This is a genomic window from Diaphorobacter sp. B2A2W2 (assembly GCF_056730635.1).
Map to the genome: position 1 here is coordinate 1 of NZ_JBWZOR010000016.1, position 21691 is coordinate 21691.

The following is a 21691-nucleotide window of genomic DNA, read 5'->3' on the forward strand; positions in this document are numbered from 1 at the left end:
GCTTGGTGTGTTGACGGGGATGTATCTGCTGTAGCATTGACGTTCACGTCAACTAATACGCTACATTGGAGCAGATCTCCCGGTCTGCAATGCATGGCTACCTACACCATCAGTGACCTTGCCAAAGAATTCGATCTCACGACTCGCGCCATGCGGTTCTACGAGGACATGGGCTTGCTGCGTCCGGAACGGGCAGGTCCCGGGGGACGGAATCGGATTTACAGCGCACGCGATCGCACACGGCTCAAATTGACACTGCGGGCAAAGCGCCTGGGTCTATCGCTCACCGAAGCCAAAGAAATCATCGACCTCTACGACAGCCCTCGTGACACGGGGGTGCAACTGCGCAAGTTCCTAGAGGTTCTCGCGGTTCATCGCAGGCAGTTGGAGTCCCAGATGACGGATCTGCAAGCCAATCTGGACGAGGTGCGGGAGCATGAGCGCGAGGCTCAGGAACTGCTTCAAAAAATTGAAGCCCCAACACCTAAAGTCGTGGATAATTGACGTTTACGTAAACGTCATATTTGCGCGTCCTGGCTTTGTCCGGCCTGTAGCGTCGTCGTCTTGGGCGTATCGCAGTGGGGACACATCGAGCCAACGACCCGTGAGAGATCATCTTCCGAGGAGACACCCATGAGCACCGCTACCCAGTTGCCAGGCCTGAACTTTCAGTTGGGCGAAGACATTGACGCCCTGCGCGACGCGGTGCGCGAATTCGCGCAAGCCGAGATTGCGCCTCGCGCTGCCGAGATCGACCGCAACGACCAGTTCCCCATGGACCTGTGGCGCAAGTTCGGTGATCTGGGCGTGTTGGGTATCACCGTGCCGGAGCAATACGGTGGTGCCGACATGGGCTACCTCGCGCACATGGTGGCCATGGAGGAGATTTCTCGCGCCAGCGCATCGGTGGGTTTGAGCTACGGCGCGCACAGCAACCTGTGCGTGAACCAGATCAACCGCAATGGCAACGAAGCACAGCGTAAGAAATACCTGCCCAAGCTGATCAGCGGGGAACACGTTGGCGCCCTTGCCATGAGCGAGCCCGGTGCCGGCTCCGACGTGATCAGCATGAAGCTGCGTGCGGAGGACAAGGGCGGCTACTACTTGCTCAACGGTTCCAAGATGTGGATCACCAATGGTCCGGATGCCGACACGCTGGTGGTGTACGCCAAGACCGAGCCTGAACTGGGTGCGCGTGGCGTGACCGCCTTCCTTATCGAAAAAGGCATGCAAGGCTTCAGCATTGCGCAGAAGCTCGACAAACTCGGCATGCGCGGCAGTCATACCGGGGAACTGGTGTTCCAGAACGTCGAGGTACCGGCTGAGAACGTGCTGGGCGGCGTGAACAATGGCGCCAAAGTGCTGATGAGCGGCCTGGACTACGAGCGCGCCGTACTGACGGGTGGGCCGCTGGGCATCATGCAGAGCGTGATGGACAACGTGGTGCCCTATATCCACGACCGCAAGCAGTTCGGCCAGAGCATTGGCGAGTTCCAGCTCATCCAGGGCAAGGTGGCCGACATGTACACCGTGCTGCAGGCGGGCCGCTCGTTCGCCTACACCGTGGCCAAGAACCTGGACATGCTGGGTTCCGACCACGTGCGCCAGGTGCGCAAGGATTGCGCCAGCGTCATCCTCTGGTGCGCCGAGAAAGCCACTTGGATGGCCGGCGAAGGTGTGCAGATCTACGGTGGCAACGGCTATATCAACGAATATCCGCTCGGTCGCCTGTGGCGGGATGCGAAACTCTACGAAATCGGCGCCGGTACCAGCGAGATCCGCCGCATGCTGATCGGCCGGGAGCTGTTTGCCGAAACCTGCTGATGGCCCGCGCCGACGCCGCTCATTCATTCACAGCAAGAAGAAAAGGATTGCCTTTATGACCACCGCCTCCATCGACGAGCTGTTTGCCCACAACCGCGAGTGGGCGGAACGGATGGAGCGTGACCGGCCAGGGTTCTTCACCGGCTTGTTGGCGCAGCAGAAACCGCGCTACATGTGGATCGGTTGCTCCGACAGCCGCGTACCGGCCAACCAGATCACGGGGCTGGAGCCGGGCGAGGTGTTCGTCCACCGCAACATCGCCAACGTGGTCGTGCCCACCGACCTCAACTGCCTGTCGACCATCCAGTACGCGGTCGACCAGCTCAAGGTCGAGCACCTGATGGTCGTGGGCCACTACGGCTGCGGTGGTGTATTGGCGGCGCTGCAGGACGCACGCATTGGTTTGGCGGACAACTGGATCCGCCATGTGAAGGACGTGCGCGACAAGCACGCTGCCCTGCTTGAAGGCATGGACGTGCAATGGCGCCACGACGCGCTGTGCGAACTCAACGCGATCGAGCAGGTGATGAACATCGCCCACTCCACGGTGATGCAGGATGCCTGGGCGCGTGGTCAGAAGGTGCAGCTGCACGGATGGTGCTACAGCCTGAACAACGGCTTGATCACCAATCTGCAGATGTCCGTACCTGACGTGGCGGGGCTCGGCGAGGCGCACCGCCAGGCGGTGGCCCTGGTGGCCAGCCGCGTGCGCCAATAGGGCGCACCGCACTGCGCGCGGTTCTGCAGGCACGGTCATGTTTCCCGAGCGACTCGATGCCCCGCAGGCCTACGACATCGCCAAGGCGATGATGGATGGCTTCAACCGCCACTACCGCCTGTTTCGCGCCGAGTCTGCGCGCGCCAAGCACCGCTTCGAGACCGCCGACTGGCATGGCCAGCAACGCGCCCAGCGCGAGCGCATCGAGTTCTACGACCTGCGCGTCAAGGAGTGCGTGCGCCGCCTCGACAAGGAGTTCCACGCGGGCGACCAGTCCATGGAGGTGTGGCACCAGATCAAGCTGCACTACATCGGGCTCATGGTGAACCACCTGCAGCCCGAGCTGGCCGAGACCTTCTTCAATTCGGTCACCACCAAGATCCTGCACCGCACGCACTTCCATAACGACTTCATCTTCGTGCGACCCGCGGTGAGCACGGAGTACATCGAAAGCGACGACCCCGGGGCGCGGCCCACCTATCGCGCCTACTACCCGTCGCGCGACAACCTGCACGAGACCGTCGTGCGGATCGTCGAGCACTGCGCGCTGCAGCGGGACTTCGAGGACCTGCCGCGCGATGCGGGCTACGTGGTGCAGGCCCTGCAGCAGCGCCTCGGCGCGGTCAAGCTGCGCACCAACTTTCAGGTCCAGGTGCTGTCCAGCCTGTTCTTTCGCAACAAGGGTGCGTACCTGGTCGGCAAGGTCATAAACGGCTATAACGAACTGCCGTTTGCGTTGCCCATCCTGCATGGCGAGGGTGGTCGCCTGCTGATCGACGCCGTGCTATTCGGCGAGAACGATCTGCAGATGCTGTTCTCCTTTGCGCGGGCCTACTTCATGGTGGACATGGAGATCCCCAGTGCCTACGTGCAGTTCTTGCGCAGCCTCATGCCGCGCAAGCCCCGTGCCGAGCTCTACACCGCGCTGGGCTTGGCCAAGCAGGGCAAAACGCTGTTCTACCGCGATTTCCTGCACCACCTGCGTTATTCCACCGACAAATTCCGCATCGCCCCCGGCATCAAGGGCATGGTGATGCTGGTGTTCGACCTGCCGAGCTTTCCCTACGTCTTCAAGCTCATCAAGGATCAGTTCCCAGCACCGAAGGACACCACGCGTGAACAGGTGCAGGGCAAGTACCTGCTGGTCAAGCAGCACGACCGCGTGGGACGGATGGCCGACACGCTGGAATACAGCCTGGTTGCCTTTCCCCGCGAGCGTTTTTCCGACGAACTCATCGAGGAGATCCGCAGGCATGCGCCGAGCCAGATGGAGATCAGCGACCGCGACGGCGATGGCCGCCAGGAGGTCATCATTGCGCACCTGTACATCGAGCGGCGCATGATCCCGCTGAACATCCACCTGCAGGAATGTTTCGATACCGGGCTCGACAAGCCCGAGGCACGCAGCGCGCTGGAGCATGCCGTCACCGAATACGGCAACGCCATCAAGGACATGGTCGCGGCCAACATCTTCCCCGGGGACATGCTCTGGAAGAACTTCGGCATCACCCGCAATGGCAAGGTCGTGTTCTACGACTACGACGAGATTGAATACCTCACCGACTGCAACTTCCGCCGCGTGCCGCCGCCGCGTTGTGAGGAGGACGAAGTGTCTGGCGAGGTCTGGTGGCCCGTGGGGCCGCACGATGTGTTCCCCGAGACCTTCGGCCCGTTCCTGCTGGGTAACGACGCCGTGCGCGAGGCGTTCATGCGCCACCACGCCGACCTGCTGGACGTGGAGTTCTGGCAGTCGCACAAGGAACGCATCCAGGCCGGCCACGTGTACGACGTGTTTCCCTATGACAGCGCGCGGCGCTTTCGCTGCGCAAGCCCTTCTTCATTTCAAACCCAAGGAGATTCCACATGAGCCAACACCACGACCCCGTCGTCATCGTCAGCGCCGCGCGCACGCCCATGGGCGCTTTCATGAGCGACTTTGCCGACCTCGCGGCGCATGACCTGGGCGGCGCTGCTATCAAGGCCGCCGTCGAGCGTGCCGGCATTGCCCCCGAGAAGGTGGACGAGGTACTGTTCGGCAACTGCCTGATGGCCGGCCAGGGCCAGGCGCCTGCGCGCCAGGCGGGCTTCAAGGGTGGGTTGCCGCAGAGCACCGGCGCGGTGACGTTGTCCAAGATGTGCGGCGCGGGCATGGAGGCCACCATCCTGGCCCACGACCAGCTGATCGCCGGCAGCCGCGACGTGATGGTCTCCGGCGGCATGGAGAGCATGACCAACGCCCCCTACCTGCTCAAGAAGGGGCGCGGCGGCTACCGCATGGGCCATGACAAGGTGTACGACCACATGATGCTCGACGGCCTGGAAGACGCCTACGAGGCTGGCCGCTCCATGGGCACCTTTGGTGAGGACTGCGCCGCCAAGTACAGCTTCACGCGCGAGCAGCAGGACGCCTTTGCCATCGAAAGCGTCAAGCGCGCGCAGCAGGCGACGCAAAGCGGCGCCTTCGCAACCGAGATCACACCCGTCACGGTCAAGACCCGCAAGGGCGATGTGACGGTGAGCATCGACGAAGGCCCGGCCAAGGCCAAGCTGGACAAGATCGCCGGCCTCAAGCCCGCGTTCAAGAAGGACGGCACCATCACCGCCGCCTCCAGCTCCAGCATCAACGACGGCGCCGCCGCCCTGGTGCTGATGCGCCAGTCCACCGCCCAGCAACTGGGCTGCAAGCCCCTGGCCAAGATCGTGGCGCACGCTACGCATTCGCAAGCGCCCGAGTGGTTCACCACCGCCCCCGTGGGTGCAACCCAGAAGGCACTGAAGAAGGCCGGCTGGACGGTGCAGGACGTGGACCTGTGGGAGGTGAACGAGGCCTTCGCCGTCGTCCCCATGGCGCTGATGGCCGAGCTGAACGTGCCGCACGACAAGGTCAACGTGCATGGCGGCGCCTGCGCTCTGGGCCACCCCATCGGCGCCAGCGGCGCGCGCATCATCGTCACATTGATCCACGCGCTGCAGCGCCATGGCAAGAAGAAGGGCCTGGCCACGCTGTGCATCGGCGGCGGCGAAGGCACGGCCATGGCCATCGAACTGGTCTGACCCGCCAGCCATGGGCGCCCCTGCACACGCAGTGGCGCTCTTTTTTTAATAGCTGCTAGCGCTTGATGAATAAGCGCTTGCGGCCTATTTGGCTTATCACTTATGTCCACAGTCCTGGTGATTGGAGCGTCGCGCGGCATCGGTCTGGAGCTGGTGCGCCAGTACGCGGCCGACGGCTGGCGCGTGCTGGCCACGGTGCGTGACGAAGCCGGCCGCGCGCGGGTGCAGGCGCTGGGCGCGCAGGCCCTCACCGTGGACGTGGCCCAGCCCGCCAGCGTAAGCGGACTGGCCTGGATGCTGGACGGCGAAAAGCCCGACCTGGCGTTGTATGTTGCAGGCGTGATGCGCCGCCCCGGTGCGCGCACCCCGCCCACGCGCGAGGACTTCGACGCCGTCATGCACACCAACGTGCTGGGCGCCATGCAGGTCATTCCGCAGGTGGCGCCGCTGGTGGAGGCCGCGGTCGGCGTGTTTGCCTTCGTGTCCTCGTCCATGTCGCTGATCGGCGGCGTGCCGGACAGCAACGCCTGGCTGTACCGCACCAGCAAGGCGGCGCTGAACATGGCCGTGGCAGCGGCGCAGCACGATTACCCGGCCGCGACGCTCGTCACCATCGACCCCGGCTGGGTGCAGACCGACATGGGCGGCGAGGCCGCTCCGCTCACCGTGGCCGACAGCGTGCGCGGCATGCGCGCGGTGCTGGCGCAGGTCACACCCGCGGACCGCGCACGCCTGCTGCACCACGACGGCCGGCGCGCCACGCACTGGTAAGCCCGCGCAACGCGCCACTTCAAGAACCACTGAACCCTACGGAGACACGATGCTGCTGACCCAAGACCAGGAAATGATCCGCGACGCCGTGCGCGACTTCGCCCAGCAGGAGCTGTGGCCGAATGCCGCGCGCTGGGACAAGGAACACCACTTTCCACGCGAGGCGCACCAGGGCCTGGCCGCCTTGGGTGCCTACGGCATCTGCGTGCCCGAGGAGCTGGGCGGTGCGGGCCTGGACTACCTGACGCTGGCCCTGGTGCTGGAGGAAATCGCCGCCGGCGACGGTGGCACGAGCACCGCGATCAGCGTGACCAACTGCCCGGTCAACGCCATCCTCATGCGCTACGGCAACGCGCAGCAGCAGCGCGACTGGCTCACGCCCCTGGCGCGCGGCGAGATGCTGGGCGCGTTCTGCCTGACCGAGCCGCATGTGGGCTCCGACGCTTCGGCCTTGCGCACGACGGCCGTCAAAGAAGGCAACGAGTACGTCATCAACGGCGTCAAGCAGTTCATCACCAGTGGCAAGAACGGGCATGTGGCCATCGTGATTGCCGTGACCGACAAGGGCGCGGGCAAGAAAGGCATGAGCGCGTTCCTGGTGCCCACGAATACGCCCGGCTACGTGGTCGCGCGCCTGGAGGACAAGCTGGGCCAGCACAGCAGCGACACGGCGCAGATCAACTTCGACCACTGCCGCATCCCGGCCGAGAACCTCATTGGCGCGGAGGGCGAGGGCTACAAGATCGCGCTGGGCGCGCTCGAAGGTGGCCGCATCGGTATCGCCGCGCAAAGCGTGGGCATGGCACGCAGCGCGTTTGATGCGGCGCTGGCGTACTCGAAAGAGCGCGAGAGCTTCGGCCAGCCCATCTTCAACCACCAGGCCGTGGGATTTCGCCTGGCCGACTGCGCCACGCAGATCGAGGCCGCGCGCCAGCTCATCTGGCACGCCGCCGCGCTGCGCGATGCGGGGCGCCCCTGCCTGAAGGAAGCTGCCATGGCCAAGCTCTTCGCCAGCGAGATGGCCGAGCGCGTGTGCAGCGCCGCCATTCAGACATTGGGCGGCTATGGTGTGGTGAACGACTTCCCGGTGGAGCGCATCTACCGCGACGTGCGCGTGTGCCAGATCTACGAAGGCACGAGCGACGTGCAGAAGATCATCATCCAGCGTGCGCTGGCGTGATGGTGCTATTGATTGAATAGCTACTCGCGCCCGCCAGACGGGCGCGATAGGCCATTTTGATGTAAAATCGTCAGCGCTTCTTGAGCACCACGGTGATGGTGCCGTTGGTCTCCAGCGTGGCGCGCTCCACCTCGTGGGTGTGCAGGCAGCCGCCCATGCGCAGCGCGGCAGCCAGGTCGCTGGGAGAGATCAGCTCGCGCCGCAACAGCGCCTCGTCCACCTGTCCGTCCTGCACGACCACCTGCGCGTGGCCGTCGATCAGGCGTTCCAGCCACCGCATGCGGAACGTGAGCTGCGCCAGCGCCACATGGCACAGGATCAATGTGGAGGCCGAGATCAGCCCGCCGATGAGCGAGTTGTCACCCGCGTTCATTGAGTTCTGCACCGCGTTCGAGAGGATCAGGAGCAACACCAGATCGAACGGTGCGTACTGCCCCGTCTGGCGCTTGCCCGTCAGGCGCAGAAACACCAGCAAAAAGACATACACCACCACGCCGCGCAGCACGAATTCCCACCACGGAACACCCATAGACCACATGCAAGGCTCCCCATCTGCAACGTGAGGGGGGCAGTCTACGTTCAATAATCGCCGCATGACCTTGCAGCCCTGCCCCTGCGGCGCCACCCACCGGCGCCGGCCCCTGGCCTATGCCGACTGCTGCGGCCGCTACGTGGAGCAGTTCGACGCCGAGCCCGCGCCCAGCGCCGAGGCGCTCATGCGCTCGCGCTACAGCGCCTTCGTGCGCGAGAACGCCGCCTATTTGTTGGCCACCTGGCACGCCAGCACCCGCCCGGCGCAACTCGACTTCGAACCCGGTGCCAAGTGGCTGGGCCTGGAGGTGCGCGCCGGCGCGCAGACCGGCGAGCACAGCGCCGAGGTCGAGTTCGTCGCCCGCTACCGCGTGGGCGGACGTGGCGTTCGCCTGCATGAACGCAGCCGCTTCGTGCGCGAGCAGGGGCGCTGGTATTACGTGGACGGCGACCTGAAGTGACACCAGGCTGCGGTCCTGGTGTTATCGCGCCAGAGGCCTTTGCTGGTGAGCGCGAGAAGCTATTAAATTTGTAGTAATTCAGCCGTCATTCCCACCACATGCCGGCGACGTTGTGCGCAAAGATGGGGTAGTTCATCCACGTGCCGCGCAACCCCTTGCGCACCACGGTGCCGATTTGCGGCGCGAAGATCCAGGCGTTGACGGCGTCCTGCGCCAGATGCCGCTGCATCTGGGAGAACAGCATCTGGCGCTCGCGCGCGTTGGTGGCGCTGGCGTGGCGCTCCACCAGGGCGCGAAAGGCCGGGCTGTCGTAGCCGAAGTAGTAGCCCGGGTCGGTGTAGATGCGGTAGTCCAGTGGCTCCACATGATTGATGAGGGTCATGTCGAACTGGCCCTTGAACGGGCCCTGCAGCCACTGTTGCCAGCTCAGCTGCTGGATGTTGGCCTCGATGCCCACCTGGGCCAGGTCGCGGGCGATCAATGGCCCACCCACGTGTGCGTACGGTGCGGGCGGCAGGGCCAGTTCCAGCCGCAGCGGCGTCTGCACCCCGGCCTGTTTCAGCAGGGCGCGTGCGCGGGCGGGGTCGTAGGGGTGTAGGCTGGCCAGGTGCACGTAACCCGCGTCCGTGGGACTGAAGTGGCTGCCGATCACCACGCCGCGCCCATCCAGCGCGGTGCGGATAAAGCCCTCGCGGTCGATGGCGTGGGTGATGGCGCGGCGCACGCGCACGTCGTCCAGGGGTTTGCTGCGGTGGTTCAACGCCAGCATCCCCTTGCCGCCGGAGGCCCCGATCAACACCTGGTAATGGCTGTTGTCCTGAAAGCGCCGCACCGTCTGCGTGGCGAAGTTGAACAGCACGTCGATCTCGCCCGCGCGCAGGGCGTTGTCCTGCGCCTCCAGGTCGTGCAGAAAGCGGTACACGGCACGCTCCATGCGCACCTGGGCTGCGTGGCGGTGGGACTCGGCCTTGACCAGCGTGATGCGTTGGCCGCGCTCCCAGCGCTGTACGCGGTAGGGGCCCGTGCCCACCGGGGCGCTGGCCGCCCGTGCGGCCGTGTCCGGGTGCAGGATCACGGCCGGCCCCTCGCCCAGGCGGAAGAGCAGGTGCGGATCGGGGTGGTGCAGCGTGAGCGTGACGGTGTGCGCATCGGGCGTGACCACCGTGGCGATGTTGTCGAAGAGCGCCTTGCGGGACTTGTTGGTGGAGCCGGGCGCGACGGCACGCTCGAAGCTGAAACGCACGGCCGCCGCGTTGAGCGCGCTGCCGTCGTGAAAGCGCACCCCCTGGCGCAGCCGGAAGGTGCACGCGAGGCCGTTCGGGTCGGTGTTCCAGGACTCGGCCAGCAGTGGCTGTACCGCGCCGTTTTCCGTGATCTGCGTCAGCCCCTCCAGCACGTTGTAGTGCGTCACCTCGCCCACGGCGGCGGCAGCGGCCATGGTGGGGTCCAGGCTGTCGGGCTCCAGGGAGAGGTTGATCACCACGGAGCGTTCCGCGGCACGCGGTGAGACCTGCGCGGCGGCCGGCGCAGCGCACAGCGCGAGGGCCTGGGCCAGGCAGGCACGGCGGGTGAGGGAAGTGGGAGGCTGCGCAGGCATGGGCTACACCATCAGGGATGGGGCCTGTGGCCCCGGTGCTCAAATGCTACAGACTGTGACATAGTAGGGGCACATTGGCTATTCCTATCGTCCCCTGCGGGTTCAACCCGCGCCGTTTTCACCCATGACTTCGCCTGTGGCCTCGCTCCGCCTACCGGCGCCTGCCCGCGCGTGGTGGGCGCTCGGGTTGCTTGTCGCCCTGCTGTTTGCGGCGATTGGCTGGGGGGTGCATGCCATCTACCAGGCGCGTGAGCAACGCTACCGCCATCAGATCGAAGGCGGCCTGCAGGCCGTGAACCACATGCAGGTGCGGGGGGTGACGGACTGGCGGCGCCGGCGCTTGCGGGAGGCGGCGGCACTCACCGACGACCGCCTTCTGGCACAGGCCGTGGCCCGCTGGCGCGCAACGGCGGCGCCTGACGCCGAACAGGCGGTGCGTGAGCGGTTGCGCATCCTGGTCGAGCATGTGCGCTATACCGCTGCCTATTTCGTCGATCCGCAGGGCCGGCTGATCCTGGATGCCGGCGGGCCGGCCACGGGCACGCTGCAGCCACCCGAGATGCGCGCGCTGGAGGGCGCGCTGGCGCGGGCCGAGCCCGGCATTGTCGAGCTGCGCCGCGACCCGGCCTTCGCCTTTCCGTTCTTCGGATTGCTGGCGCCGCTGTACGACGGAACCGCGTCGCTGGGGGCCATCTGGCTGGTGATGGATGCGCGCACCACGCTCTACCCATTGCTGGAGACCTGGCCCACCAGCAGCCGCACCGCCGAATCGGTGCTGGTGGAGCGGCAGGACGACACGGCCTTGTTCCTCAGCCCCTTGCGCCATCGCAGCGATGAACCACTGGCGCTGCGCCTTCCGGCGGAGCCGGGCAGCCGCGATCCCATGGTGCTGGCCGTCGCGGGCGTGCGGGGCGCCTTCTACGGCAGCGACTATCGCAACCAGCCGGTGCTGGCGGTGGCCAGCGCGGTGCCGGACTCGCCCTGGCTGCTGGTGTCCAAGGTGGACGTGGCCGACGCCTTCACCGCTGCCCAGCGGCGCGAATGGCTGGCCCTGAGCCTGTTCGTCAGCCTGGGGCTGCTGTCGCTGGGCTGCGTCGTGGTGCTGTGGCAGGGGCGGGCCTGGCGGCGCGAACGGGCGTTGAAGGCGGAGCTGGAGCGCAACCTGCGCTGGCTGGACAACGCGCAGAAGGCGGCCTCGGTGGGCTACTTCGTCTACGAGGGTCAGAGCGAGGCATTCATCATGTCGCGCATGGCCAGCGCCATCTTCGGCCTGCCGTCCGACGGGCGCATGACGCTGCGCCAGTGGGTGGGGATGCTGCACCCCGACGAGCGCGCGCAGACCCTGGAGATCCACGGCCGTGCCATGAGCGAGCGCATTCCGCTGCGCACCCAGTACCGCATCCAACGCAACGGCGACGGCCAGGTGCGCTGGATCGAGGTGTGGGGCGAGTACGGCGACTCCGCCGGCAACGGCGAGCCGCTGCTGATGACCGGCACCGTGCAGGACATCACCGACCGCAAGCACACCGAGGACGAACTCGCGCGTTACCGCAACGCGCTGGAGTCGCAGGTGCGCATGGACCCGCTCACCCAGGTGGCCAACCGCCTGGCGCTGGACGAGGCCGTGGCGCGCGCCTGGAGCCAGGCGCTGCGCGAGGGTTCGTCGCTGGCGCTGCTGATGATCGACGTGGACCATTTCAAGGCCTACAACGACTATTACGGCCACGTGGCGGGCGACCTCTGCCTGCAGCGCGTAGCGTCGGCGCTGGCGTCGGCCTTGGGGCGGCCGGGTGACCTGCTGGCGCGCTATGGGGGCGAGGAATTCGCCGTGCTGCTGCCGGGCGCGGACGCCGATGCCGCCCTGGCCGTGGCGCACCGCCTGCAGGAGGTGCTGCGCGCCCTGTCGCTGGAGCACCGCGCCAACCCGGGCGGATTCACCGTCACCGCAAGCATGGGCCTGGCCCACCTGCGTCCGGCCGACGTCGTGTCCGCAGGCACCGAAACGCGCGCCGGCGTGGACGCGGCCCAGCCCCTGTTCCAGCAGGCAGACGCCGCGCTGTACCGCGCCAAACAGCTGGGCCGCGACCGCGTGGTGAGCTACGACGCGCAGTGCGCGGCCACCCTGTACGAGGCCGGGCAGCCCGCGCCTGCGATCATGCTGACCTATGACATTTGAAGCGATATTGTTCGATTGCGACGGCGTGCTGGTGGACAGCGAGCCCATTACCAACGGCGTGCTGTGCGAGATGCTCAATGAAGCCGGCTGGCTGCTGGCGCCCGAGGAGTGCATGCGCCTGTTCATCGGCAAGACCGTGCGCAGCGAGGCTGCGCGCATCGAGGCCGAGACCGGCCGCCCGCTCACCGACGTGTGGATGGCCGAGTTCTACGCGCGCCGCAACGCACGCCTGCAGGCCGAGCTGGTGGCCATCCCCAACGCGCCCCAAGCCGTGCGCGCCGTGCACGGGCTGCTGCACGGGCGCATCGCCTGTGCCTCCGGCGCCGACCGGCAGAAGGTGGAGATGCAACTGGCGCAGGTGGGCCTGGCGCCGCTGTTCGCGGGACGCGTTTTCAGCGGCCACGAGATGCCCGCCACCAAGCCTGCACCCGACGTGTACCTGGCAGCGGCGGCAGCCGTGGGCGTGCCGCCCCTGCGCTGCCTGGTGGTGGAAGACACGGTGACGGGCGTCACGGCCGGCGTGGCCGCGGGCGCCACGGTGCTGGGCTACAGCCCGTCGCCCGTGGGCCATGGCTCTGCCGAGGCGCTGCGCGCCGCTGGCGCCGTGCAGGTCATGGCCGATATGGCAGAACTGCCCGCGCTGCTGCAGGCCATGCGGGTTGCGGTTTAAGCCAAATTGGGCTCTAGCGCTTGCTGGGTAAGCGCTAGCAGCTACTAATAAATGAGCGTCTATACCGCTACGGAGCGCGCGCCGCGGCGGAACTCCGCGGGCGACTGGCCTGTCCAGCCGCGAAACGCGCGGATGAAGCTCTTCTCGCTGGCAAAGCCCGTGGCCTGCGCCACCTGCTTGATGGGGCGGTCGCTGCGGTGCAGCAGCTCGATCGCGCGGCTGCGGCGCACCTCGTCTTTCAGCGACTGCAGCGACGCGCCTTCCTCCTTGAGCTGGCGGTGCAGCGTGCGCGCCGAGACGTGCAGCTGCTCGGCCAGCGTGTGTGCGCTGTGGGTCGCGTCGGGCAGGGCGGCCAGCACCTGGCGCACGCGCTGCACCAGCAGCCGGTCGCGGCGGTACTGGCGCACGGTGAGGGGCAGTGCGTGCTGCAGCATCTGGCGCATGGCCGCCTCGTCGCGCGTGATCGGCAGCGCGAGGTAGCGCGCATCGAAATGCACCGCCGCGCGCGGTGCCTGAAAGCGCGTCGGGCCGCTGAAGAGCACGCCATAGGCCTGCGCATGGGGCGGTGGCGCGAAGGGGAACTCGGCCGCCAGCACCGGCAGGCGCGAGTCGATGAACCAGCTGGCCAGCCCGAGCGCGTTGCGCAGCGTGGAAACCAGGCAGAACTCGCGCAGCGTGCCCAGGTCGCGCTGCTCGGCGATGGTGAGCGTGGCCTGCTCGCCCTCGGCGTGCAGGTGCAGCGTGATGTCGTCCGTCAGCAGGGCGTGGTGGCGGCACCAGCGCGCCAGCGCCAGGCCCAGTGTGGGCGCACTCAGCGAGGCGCGCGCCAGCAGGCCGTAGCTGCCCCAGGGCAGGCGGCGGGAGAACCAGCCCAGGGCTTCGTCGTCCAGCTCGCGCATCGCACCGGCGGACAGCACCTCCATCTGCTGCGCCGTGATGCGGCCCGCAGAGTTGCCAACCTGCTCTGGCGGGATTTGTGCCAGCGCCAGCACCTGCGCCGCGTCCATTCCGCGCGCTGCGTAGGCCTGCACGATGGCCTGCACAAACGCCATGGGCGTGGCGGCCGTGGGCGTGGCGAGGAGTGCGGTGGGTGCGGGCGGGGGCGGCGCAGGGTCAGGGTGGTCGGGCATGCGTGGAGTCTGCAACTCCGTGGCGCAATTTGCAACCTTTCTGACCCATCTCGGTCACCGCGCGTGCGGGGGTGCGGCGTATGCTGTGCAGCCTGTTGCCGGGCCCCGCGCGGGCGCTGGCCCACCCCGACCAGGAGACAAGCCCATGGAACCCGCATCCACCCTATCGGCCGCGTTGAGCCATGCGCGTGGCAGTGCCGCCACCCCCCTCATCGAGCAGACGCTGGGCGACTTCTTCGCCGGCATGGCGCAGCGCCAGCCCACGCACGAGGCACTGGTCAGTCGCCACCAGGGCCTGCGCTACACCTACGCCGAGCTGCACCAGGCGGCCCGCCAACTGGCCAGCGCGCTGCTGGGCCTGGGGCTCGCCAAGGGCGACCGCATCGGCATCTGGTCGCACAACAACGCCGAATGGGTGCTGATGCAACTGGCCACGGCGCAGGTGGGCCTCATCCTGGTGAACATCAACCCGGCTTACCGCACGGCCGAGGTGGAGTACGCGCTGAACAAGGTCGGCTGCAAGGCACTGGTGGCCATGCCGCAGTTCAAGACCAGCGACTATCTGGGCATGCTGCGCGAGCTGGCACCCGAGTTGGCCGCGTCCCAGCCCGGCGCACTGCAGGCCGCGCGCCTGCCCACGCTGCGCACGGTGGTGTGGATCGACGCGGCCGGCTCAGGCGTGGCGGGCCAAGGCGACGAACAGCCGGGCATGCTGCGGTTTTCCACGCTGATGGCGCGGGGCGACGCGCAGGACGCGCGCATCGACGCCATTGCCGCCCAGCTGCACAACACCGACCCCATCAACATCCAGTTCACCAGCGGCACCACCGGGTTCCCGAAGGGCGCCACGCTCACGCACCGCAACATCCTGAACAACGGTTTCTTCATCGGCGAGTGCATGCGCCTCACGCCCGAGGACCGGCTGTGCATTCCCGTGCCGCTGTACCACTGCTTCGGCATGGTGCTGGGTAACCTGGCCTGCCTCACGCACGGCAGCACCATCGTGTACCCCAACGACGGGTTCGACGCCCTGACCGTGCTGGAGACCGTGCAGGCCGAGCGTTGCACCGGCCTGCACGGCGTGCCCACCATGTTCATCGCCGAGCTGGACCACCCGCGCTTTGCCGAGTTCGACCTGCGCACCCTGCGTACCGGCATCATGGCCGGCAGCCCGTGCCCGATCGAGGTGATGAAGCGCGTGGTGGGCGACATGCACCTGTCGGAGATCACCATCGCCTATGGCATGACCGAGACCAGCCCCGTGAGCTGCCAGAGCGACGCCGAAACGCCGCTGGCCAAGCGCGTGTCCACCGTGGGCCGCGTGCAGCCGCACCTGGAGGTGAAGATCATCGACCCCGAGACTGGCGCCGTGGTGCCGCGCGGCGAGCGCGGCGAACTGTGCACCCAGGGCTACTCCGTCATGCACGGCTACTGGGGCGATGAGGCCAAGACCCGCGAGGCGATCGACGAAGGCGGCTGGATGCACACGGGCGACCTGGCCACCATGGACGACGAGGGCTACGTGAATATCGTCGGCCGCATCAAGGACATGGTGATCCGCGGCGGAGAGAACGTGTACCCGCGCGAGATCGAGGAATTCCTCTACCGCCATCCCATGGTGCAGGACGTGCAGGTGGTGGGCGTGCCCGATCAGCGCTTCGGCGAGGAGCTGTGCGCCTGGATCATCGCCAAGCCCGGAACGCGCCCCAGCGAGGACGACATCCGTGCCTTCTGCAAGGGCCAGATCGCGCACTACAAGGTGCCGCGCTACATCCGCTTCGTTACCAGCTTCCCGATGACGGTGACGGGCAAGATCCAGAAGTTCAAGATCCGCGACGTCATGAAAGACGAGCTGGGCCTTGCCGAAGACAAAACCGCTTGAAACGAGCCACCGCCATGATTCTTGAATCCCAACTCAACCCGCGCTCGGCCGACTTTCAGGCCAACGCCGCCGCCATGCGCGCCGTGGTGGAGGACCTGCGCGCCCAGATCGAGCGCGTGTCCCAGGGCGGCGGCGAGGCCGCCCGCGCCAAGCACGTGGCGCGCGGCAAGCTGCTGCCGCGCGAGCGCGTGGAGATGCTGCTGGACCCCGGCACGCCGTTCCTGGAGATCGCCCCGCTGGCGGCCCTCAACATGTACGGCAACGACGCGCCCGGCGCGGGCCTGATCGCGGGCATCGGCAGCGTGGCCGGCATCGCCTGCATGATTGTGTGCAACGACGCCACGGTGAAGGGCGGCACCTATTACCCCATGACGGTGAAGAAGCACCTGCGCGCGCAAGAGATCGCGCAGCAGAACTGCCTGCCGTGCATCTACCTGGTGGACTCGGGCGGCGCCAACCTGCCCAACCAGGACGAGGTCTTCCCCGACCGCGACCACTTCGGCCGCATCTTCTACAACCAGGCCAACATGAGCGCGCAGGGCCTGGCGCAGATCGCCGTGGTCATGGGTTCGTGCACGGCCGGCGGCGCCTACGTGCCGGCCATGAGCGACGAGACCATCATCGTCAAGAACCAGGGCACCATCTTCCTGGGTGGCCCGCCGCTGGTGAAGGCCGCCACGGGCGAGGTCGTCAGCAGCGAAGACCTGGGCGGCGGCGACGTGCACACGCGCCTGTCCGGCGTGGCCGACCACCTGGCACAGAATGACCTGCATGCGCTCTCGCTGGCGCGCGGGGCTGTTAAAAATTTGAATAGAAATCAGCCTGTAGCACCCACGGATCAAGCGCCAGTAGCTCCTAAATATGCAGCAGAAGAGCTGTATGGCGTCATCCCCGTGGACACGCGCAAGCCCTTCGACGTGCGCGAGATCATCGCCCGCATCGTGGACGGCAGTGCGTTCGACGAGTTCAAGGCGCGCTACGGCAACACCCTGGTGTGCGGCTTCGCGCGCATCGAGGGCATGGCCGTGGGCATCGTGGCCAACAACGGCATCCTGTTCAGCGAGAGCGCGCAGAAGGGCGCGCACTTCATCGAGCTGTGCTGCCAGCGCAAGATTCCGCTCGTCTTCCTGCAGAACATCACCGGCTTCATGGTCGGGCGCAAGTACGAGAACGAGGGCATCGCCCGCCACGGCGCCAAGATGGTCACGGCGGTGGCCACGGCCAACGTGCCCAAGTTCACGGTGATCATCGGCGGCAGCTTCGGCGCGGGCAACTACGGCATGTGCGGCCGCGCGTACTCGCCGCGCTTTCTGTGGATGTGGCCCAACGCGCGCATCAGCGTGATGGGCGGCGAGCAGGCCGCCAGCGTGCTGGCCACCGTCAAGCGCGACGGTATCGAGGGCAAGGGCGGCAGCTGGAGCATGGAGGAAGAAGAGGCCTTCAAGACGCCCATCCGCCGCCAGTACGAGGAACAGGGCCACCCCTACTACGCCACCGCCCGCCTGTGGGACGACGGCATCATCGACCCCGCCGACACGCGCCGCGTGCTGGCGCTGGCGCTGGCGGCTTCGCGCCATGCGCCGATCGGAGACATGAAGTTCGGCGTGTTCCGCATGTAAGGCGCGTCCATGGATGCCGTTACCCATTTCAGCCTGCTCGCGCGCTACAACGTGTGGGCCACGGCGCGCCTGCTGGCAGCCGTGCAGGTGCTGCCCGAGGCGGACTACCGGCGCGACATGGGCCTGTTCTTTCGCAGCATCCATGGCACGCTCAACCATCTGCTGGTGGGCGAGCACCTGCTGTGGTTCGCGCGCTTTGCCGAAGGCGCGTCGCCCCGCATGGCGCTGGATGCCGAGGTGGAGAGCGATCGCGCGCGCCTGGCCGAGCGGCTGCGGGAAGGCGCCGCGCGCTGGGAGCCGCTGATCGCCGGCTTTGCGCCAGCGCGCTGGGAGGGTGCGCTGTCTTACACCACCATGCGCGGTACGCCCGCCGTGCTGCCGTTTGCCGCCACGCTGGCGCATGTGTTCAACCACGGTACGCACCACCGCGGACAGATCACGGCGGCACTCACCGCGCTGGGCCAGCCGTGCCCGACGCTCGACCTTGTCTACTTCCTGCAGAACCCGGATACGCCATGAGCCAGAACCTTTCCATCACCCAGTTGGGCGCGGTGGCGCGCATCACGCTGACGCAGCCCGAAATCCGCAATGCTTTCAGCGACGAAGTGATCGCAGAGATCACCGCGGCCTTCACGGAAGTCGGGGGCCGCGCGGACGTGCGCGCCGTGGTGCTGGCCGCTGAGGGGCCGGCCTTCTGCGCGGGTGCCAATCTGAACTGGATGCGCCGCATGGCCGACTACACGCGGCAAGAGAACCTTGCCGACGCCGCCAAGCTGGCCGAGATGCTGCGCGTGATCTACGAATGCCCCAAGCCCACCGTGGCGCGCGTGCAGGGTGACGTGTACGCCGGCGGCATGGGGCTGGTCGCGGCCTGCGACATGGCGGTGGCGGTCGATACCGCGGGCTTTTGCCTGTCCGAGGTGAAGATCGGCCTGATCCCCGCCACCATCAGCCCCTACGTGATCCGCGCCATGGGCGCGCGCGCCGCGCACCGCTACTTCCTCACCGCGGAACGCTTCAGCGCGGCCGAGGCCTTGCGCATCGGCTTCGTGCACCAAGTGGTCGGCGCAGAGCAGCTCGACGCCCAGGTGGACGAGCTGCTCAAGGCACTGACGGCCGCGAGCCCTAACGCCGTGCGCGCCTGCAAGACGCTGGTGCGCGACGTGGCCGGGCGCGAGATCGACGCCGCACTCATCGCCGCCACGGTGGAGGGCATTGCCGACATCCGCGCGAGCAGCGAGGGCCGCGAGGGCGTGCAGTCGTTCCTGCAAAAGCGCAAGCCCTCCTGGCTGGGCTGATCCGCCATGGACGCGCTCTGGCTCCAGATCGTGCAGTGGCTCCACAGCGTGGGGCTGCATGTCGATGCGGGTACCGCCCAGGCGGTAGCCGAAGGGGCTGCGCGCGCCACGCAGCAGCTGGACATGCCCGCACTGCTGGCGCTGGCCGCCGCACTGGGCTGGGCCAGCGGCTTTCGCCTGTACGCCGTGGTGTTCCTGGTGGGCATGATGGGCGTGGCCGGCTGGCTGGCGCTGCCGCCGGGGCTGGCGCTGCTGCAGCACCCGCTGGTGCTGATGGCCAGCGGCTTCATGCTGCTGGTGGAGTTCTTCGCCGACAAGGTGCCCTGGTTCGACAGCGCCTGGGATGCCATCCACGCCTTCATCCGCGTGCCCGCCGGTGCGCTGCTGGCAGCTGGCGTGTTCGGTGCCGACAACGCCACCATGGCGCTGGCCGCGGGGCTGCTGGGTGGCTCGCTCTCGGCCACGGCGCTGGCCACCAAGATGACCACGCGGGCGGCGGCCAACACCTCGCCCGAGCCGTTTTCCAACTGGGGCCTGTCGTTCTTTGAGGACGGCCTGGTCGTCGGCGTGGTCTGGCTGGCTACGCAGTATCCGCTGGCCTTCGGCATTGCGCTGGTGGTGATGCTGGCGCTGTCGGCGCTGCTGCTGGTGGTGCTGTTCAAGTTCCTGCGCGCCGTGCTGCGGCGCATTTCCTCTTTCTTTTCCGATTCCGCCAAGGTGGCCTGAATGTTCCAAAAAATCCTGATTGCCAATCGTGGGGAGATCGCCTGCCGCGTGGCCGCAACCGCCCGCCGCATGGGCGTGAAGACCGTGGCCGTGTACTCCGACGCCGATGCCCAGGCCAAGCACGTGGCCGCCTGCGACGAGGCCGTGCATATCGGCGGCAGCGCCCCCAAGGACAGCTACCTGCGCTGGGAGCGCATCATCGAGGCCGCCCAGGCCACGGGTGCGCAAGCCATCCACCCAGGCTACGGCTTCCTGAGCGAGAACGAAGACTTCGCCCAGGCCTGTGCCAATGCGGGGCTGGTGTTCATCGGCCCGCCGCCTTCGGCCATCAAGGACATGGGTTTGAAGGCCGAGTCCAAGCAGCTGATGGAGAAGGCGGGCGTGCCGCTGGTGCCTGGCTACCACGGCAAGGACCAGGACCCGCAACTGCTGCAGCGCGAGGCCGACCGTATCGGCTACCCCGTGCTCATCAAGGCCAGCGCCGGTGGCGGCGGCAAGGGCATGCGCCTGGTGGAAAAGAGCGAGGACTTTGCCGCGGCGCTGGCCAGCTGCCAGCGCGAGGCCATCAACAGCTTTGGCGATGATGCCGTGCTGGTGGAGAAGTACGTGCTGCGCCCGCGCCACATCGAGATCCAGGTGTTCGGCGACACGCAGGGCAACTGCGTCTATCTGTTCGAGCGCGATTGCTCCGTGCAGCGCCGCCACCAGAAGGTGCTGGAAGAAGCCCCCGCCCCCGGCATGACCGAGGCCCTGCGTCGCCAGATGGGCGAGGCTGCCGTGGCAGCCGCCATGGCCGTGGGCTACGTGGGCGCGGGTACAGTGGAGTTCATCGTGGAACAGCCCGGCGGCTACGACGCGTCCGAGCAGATGAAGTTCTACTTCATGGAGATGAACACCCGCCTGCAGGTGGAGCACCCCGTGACCGAGGCCATCACCGGCGAAGACCTGGTGGAGTGGCAGCTGTGCGTGGCCAGCGGGCAGCCTTTGCCCAAGCGCCAGGACGAGCTGAAGATCATCGGCCACGCCATCGAGGCGCGCATCTGCGCCGAGAACCCTGACAACAACTTCTTGCCCGCCACCGGCCAGCTGCACGTGTACCGCAAGCCGGCATGCACCAGCTTCGAACGGGGCAGTGTGCGCGTGGATGACGGCGTGCGCGAGGGCGACGCCATCAGCCCCTTCTACGACAGCATGATCGCCAAGCTCATCGTGCACGGCGACACGCGCGCGCAGGCCCTGGCGCGGCTGGACGATGCGCTGGCGCAGACCCACATCGTGGGCCTGGCAACCAACGTGCAGTTCCTGCGCCATGTGGTGAAGAGCGATTCGTTCGCCCAGGCGCGGCTGGACACCGCGCTGATCCCGCGCGAAGAGGCCGTGTTGTTCGGCCAAGAGCCCGTGGGCCTGCCTTTGGCCGCGGCAGCCGCCGTGGCCAGCCAGTTGCAGCGTGAGCAGGCGCAGGAAGGCGCCAATCCGTTCAGCCGCCGCGACGGCTGGCGTTCGCTCGTAGCGTGCCGCCGGCGTTTCGAGTTCGACTTCAATGGCACACATGCCAAGGCCTGGCTGACCTATGAACGCGATGGCGGCTACCAACTGACCGTGGGAGAAGGCGAGGGAGCCGCGCGGGGTCCGCTGGCTTTCACGCCCTGGGCGGGCGGCCTGGACCTGCAATACGCCGGCCAGCGCACCCGCGCAACGGTCTATGCCCAGGGCGAGACCGACCACATCTTCACCCCCCGTGGCGCCACGCGCATCGAGGCATTGGACCTGCTGGCCCATGCGGGCGAAGCCGCCAGCGAGGGCGGGCGTCTCACCGCGCCCATGCCGGGCAAGGTGGTGTCGTTTGCCGTGCAGGCCGGCGACAAGGTGACCAAGGGCCAGCCCCTGGCGGTGATGGAGGCCATGAAGATGGAGCACACCATCGCCGCCCCCGCCGATGGCGTGGTGCAGGAGCTGCTCTACGCGCCAGGCGACCAGGTGGCCGAAGGCGCAGAACTGCTGCGGCTTTCCGCCGAGTGACGGCGGGGGCTTGCCCAGCCGCGGTACGCTCGTTG

Annotated in this window: 19 protein-coding genes; 16 read left to right on the forward strand and 3 right to left on the reverse strand. The window is 67.2% G+C overall.

The features are described from left to right. Window positions 1-93: 93 nt before the first annotated feature. From AC1PPL_RS18605 to AC1PPL_RS18635, 7 genes are all read left to right on the forward strand, one after another. Entirely contained in the window at window positions 94-504 is a 411-nt protein-coding gene (locus AC1PPL_RS18605; RefSeq protein WP_011806870.1) for a MerR family transcriptional regulator, read from the forward strand. Window positions 505-633: 129 nt separating this feature from the next. Next, window positions 634-1824 (forward strand): isovaleryl-CoA dehydrogenase, encoded by a 1191-nt coding sequence (locus AC1PPL_RS18610; protein ID WP_011806869.1) that lies wholly within the window; start codon window positions 634-636, stop codon window positions 1822-1824. A gap of 55 nt (window positions 1825-1879) precedes the next feature. Continuing rightward, the gene (gene can, locus AC1PPL_RS18615; protein ID WP_015914330.1) at window positions 1880-2542 is read left to right on the forward strand and encodes a carbonate dehydratase; all 663 of its coding nucleotides are present in this window, start codon (window positions 1880-1882) and stop codon (window positions 2540-2542) included. A 37-nt stretch (window positions 2543-2579) separates the two neighbouring features. Then, complete coding sequence (gene aceK, locus AC1PPL_RS18620) at window positions 2580-4409, forward strand: bifunctional isocitrate dehydrogenase kinase/phosphatase (RefSeq protein ID WP_479973906.1); 1830 nt, start codon at window positions 2580-2582, stop codon at window positions 4407-4409. Continuing rightward, window positions 4406-5596 (forward strand): acetyl-CoA C-acyltransferase, encoded by a 1191-nt coding sequence (locus AC1PPL_RS18625; RefSeq protein ID WP_103738677.1) that lies wholly within the window; start codon window positions 4406-4408, stop codon window positions 5594-5596. The genes aceK and AC1PPL_RS18625 overlap by 4 nt, the downstream gene beginning before the upstream one ends. Before the next feature lie 102 nt (window positions 5597-5698). Beyond that, complete coding sequence (locus AC1PPL_RS18630) at window positions 5699-6367, forward strand: SDR family oxidoreductase (protein WP_479973907.1); 669 nt, start codon at window positions 5699-5701, stop codon at window positions 6365-6367. A 49-nt stretch (window positions 6368-6416) separates the two neighbouring features. After that, entirely contained in the window at window positions 6417-7547 is a 1131-nt protein-coding gene (locus AC1PPL_RS18635) for an acyl-CoA dehydrogenase family protein (protein ID WP_011806864.1), read from the forward strand. 70 nt (window positions 7548-7617) lie between these two features. On the opposite strand, the gene AC1PPL_RS18640 is transcribed toward AC1PPL_RS18635, so the two are convergent. Further along, window positions 7618-8085 (reverse strand): DUF421 domain-containing protein, encoded by a 468-nt coding sequence (locus tag AC1PPL_RS18640; RefSeq protein ID WP_015914325.1) that lies wholly within the window; start codon window positions 8083-8085, stop codon window positions 7618-7620. Between the two features lie 55 nt (window positions 8086-8140). Here AC1PPL_RS18640 and AC1PPL_RS18645 point away from each other — a divergent pair, with 55 nt between their 5' ends. Next, entirely contained in the window at window positions 8141-8539 is a 399-nt protein-coding gene (locus tag AC1PPL_RS18645; RefSeq protein WP_479973908.1) for a YchJ family protein, read from the forward strand. 85 nt (window positions 8540-8624) lie between these two features. Here AC1PPL_RS18645 and AC1PPL_RS18650 read toward each other — a convergent pair whose 3' ends face one another. Further along, a complete protein-coding gene (locus tag AC1PPL_RS18650) occupies window positions 8625-10136 on the reverse strand; it encodes an ABC transporter substrate-binding protein (RefSeq protein WP_479973909.1) in 1512 nt (503 codons plus the stop codon). Window positions 10137-10260: 124 nt separating this feature from the next. Here AC1PPL_RS18650 and AC1PPL_RS18655 point away from each other — a divergent pair, with 124 nt between their 5' ends. Beyond that, window positions 10261-12312, forward strand: a complete 2052-nt coding sequence (locus AC1PPL_RS18655; protein WP_479973910.1) for a diguanylate cyclase domain-containing protein — start codon at window positions 10261-10263, stop codon at window positions 12310-12312. Beyond that, window positions 12302-12982, forward strand: a complete 681-nt coding sequence (locus AC1PPL_RS18660) for an HAD family hydrolase (protein WP_479973911.1) — start codon at window positions 12302-12304, stop codon at window positions 12980-12982. Before AC1PPL_RS18655 ends, AC1PPL_RS18660 begins: the two co-directional genes overlap by 11 nt. Window positions 12983-13041: 59 nt before the next feature. Here the strand turns inward: AC1PPL_RS18660 and AC1PPL_RS18665 are convergent, their stop codons facing one another. Then, window positions 13042-14112, reverse strand: coding sequence for an AraC family transcriptional regulator (locus AC1PPL_RS18665; protein WP_312792657.1), 1071 nt, complete (start codon window positions 14110-14112; stop codon window positions 13042-13044). 145 nt (window positions 14113-14257) lie between these two features. Between AC1PPL_RS18665 and AC1PPL_RS18670 the strand changes: the two genes are divergently transcribed. From AC1PPL_RS18670 to AC1PPL_RS18695, 6 genes are read left to right on the forward strand one after another with little or no spacing between them, the layout of a single operon-like run. Continuing rightward, complete coding sequence (locus AC1PPL_RS18670; protein WP_479973912.1) at window positions 14258-15994, forward strand: AMP-binding protein; 1737 nt, start codon at window positions 14258-14260, stop codon at window positions 15992-15994. A gap of 14 nt (window positions 15995-16008) precedes the next feature. After that, window positions 16009-17613, forward strand: coding sequence for a carboxyl transferase domain-containing protein (locus tag AC1PPL_RS18675; RefSeq protein ID WP_479973913.1), 1605 nt, complete (start codon window positions 16009-16011; stop codon window positions 17611-17613). 9 nt (window positions 17614-17622) lie between these two features. Then, the gene (locus tag AC1PPL_RS18680) at window positions 17623-18132 is read left to right on the forward strand and encodes a DinB family protein (protein ID WP_088888300.1); all 510 of its coding nucleotides are present in this window, start codon (window positions 17623-17625) and stop codon (window positions 18130-18132) included. After that, window positions 18129-18911: an enoyl-CoA hydratase/isomerase family protein gene (locus tag AC1PPL_RS18685; RefSeq protein WP_103738668.1), complete on the forward strand. Its 783-nt coding sequence runs from the start codon at window positions 18129-18131 to the stop codon at window positions 18909-18911. The genes AC1PPL_RS18680 and AC1PPL_RS18685 overlap by 4 nt, the downstream gene beginning before the upstream one ends. Window positions 18912-18917: 6 nt before the next feature. Beyond that, a complete protein-coding gene (locus AC1PPL_RS18690) occupies window positions 18918-19637 on the forward strand; it encodes a DUF4126 domain-containing protein (RefSeq protein WP_287965888.1) in 720 nt (239 codons plus the stop codon). Further along, window positions 19638-21656 carry an acetyl/propionyl/methylcrotonyl-CoA carboxylase subunit alpha gene (locus AC1PPL_RS18695; RefSeq protein WP_479973914.1) on the forward strand — a complete coding sequence of 673 codons (2019 nt, stop codon included), beginning with the start codon at window positions 19638-19640 and terminating at the stop codon, window positions 21654-21656. The last annotated feature ends 35 nt before the right edge of the window (window positions 21657-21691 follow it).

What these genes read in the sequence shown, in the direction of transcription:
- AC1PPL_RS18640 (WP_015914325.1), bottom strand. Translation starts at nt 8,085, where the DNA reads ATGTGGTCTATGGGTGTTCCGTGGTGGGAATTCGTGCTGCGCGGCGTG.
- AC1PPL_RS18650 (WP_479973909.1), bottom strand. Translation starts at nt 10,136, where the DNA reads ATGCCTGCGCAGCCTCCCACTTCCCTCACCCGCCGTGCCTGCCTGGCC.
- AC1PPL_RS18695 (WP_479973914.1), top strand. Translation starts at nt 19,638, where the DNA reads ATGTTCCAAAAAATCCTGATTGCCAATCGTGGGGAGATCGCCTGCCGC.
- AC1PPL_RS18625 (WP_103738677.1), top strand. Translation starts at nt 4,406, where the DNA reads ATGAGCCAACACCACGACCCCGTCGTCATCGTCAGCGCCGCGCGCACG.
- aceK (WP_479973906.1), top strand. Translation starts at nt 2,580, where the DNA reads ATGTTTCCCGAGCGACTCGATGCCCCGCAGGCCTACGACATCGCCAAG.
- AC1PPL_RS18685 (WP_103738668.1), top strand. Translation starts at nt 18,129, where the DNA reads ATGAGCCAGAACCTTTCCATCACCCAGTTGGGCGCGGTGGCGCGCATC.
- AC1PPL_RS18675 (WP_479973913.1), top strand. Translation starts at nt 16,009, where the DNA reads ATGATTCTTGAATCCCAACTCAACCCGCGCTCGGCCGACTTTCAGGCC.
- can (WP_015914330.1), top strand. Translation starts at nt 1,880, where the DNA reads ATGACCACCGCCTCCATCGACGAGCTGTTTGCCCACAACCGCGAGTGG.
- AC1PPL_RS18610 (WP_011806869.1), top strand. Translation starts at nt 634, where the DNA reads ATGAGCACCGCTACCCAGTTGCCAGGCCTGAACTTTCAGTTGGGCGAA.
- AC1PPL_RS18665 (WP_312792657.1), bottom strand. Translation starts at nt 14,112, where the DNA reads ATGCCCGACCACCCTGACCCTGCGCCGCCCCCGCCCGCACCCACCGCA.
- AC1PPL_RS18670 (WP_479973912.1), top strand. Translation starts at nt 14,258, where the DNA reads ATGGAACCCGCATCCACCCTATCGGCCGCGTTGAGCCATGCGCGTGGC.
- AC1PPL_RS18635 (WP_011806864.1), top strand. Translation starts at nt 6,417, where the DNA reads ATGCTGCTGACCCAAGACCAGGAAATGATCCGCGACGCCGTGCGCGAC.
- AC1PPL_RS18645 (WP_479973908.1), top strand. Translation starts at nt 8,141, where the DNA reads ATGACCTTGCAGCCCTGCCCCTGCGGCGCCACCCACCGGCGCCGGCCC.
- AC1PPL_RS18630 (WP_479973907.1), top strand. Translation starts at nt 5,699, where the DNA reads ATGTCCACAGTCCTGGTGATTGGAGCGTCGCGCGGCATCGGTCTGGAG.
- AC1PPL_RS18605 (WP_011806870.1), top strand. Translation starts at nt 94, where the DNA reads ATGGCTACCTACACCATCAGTGACCTTGCCAAAGAATTCGATCTCACG.
- AC1PPL_RS18680 (WP_088888300.1), top strand. Translation starts at nt 17,623, where the DNA reads ATGGATGCCGTTACCCATTTCAGCCTGCTCGCGCGCTACAACGTGTGG.
- AC1PPL_RS18690 (WP_287965888.1), top strand. Translation starts at nt 18,918, where the DNA reads ATGGACGCGCTCTGGCTCCAGATCGTGCAGTGGCTCCACAGCGTGGGG.
- AC1PPL_RS18660 (WP_479973911.1), top strand. Translation starts at nt 12,302, where the DNA reads ATGACATTTGAAGCGATATTGTTCGATTGCGACGGCGTGCTGGTGGAC.
- AC1PPL_RS18655 (WP_479973910.1), top strand. Translation starts at nt 10,261, where the DNA reads ATGACTTCGCCTGTGGCCTCGCTCCGCCTACCGGCGCCTGCCCGCGCG.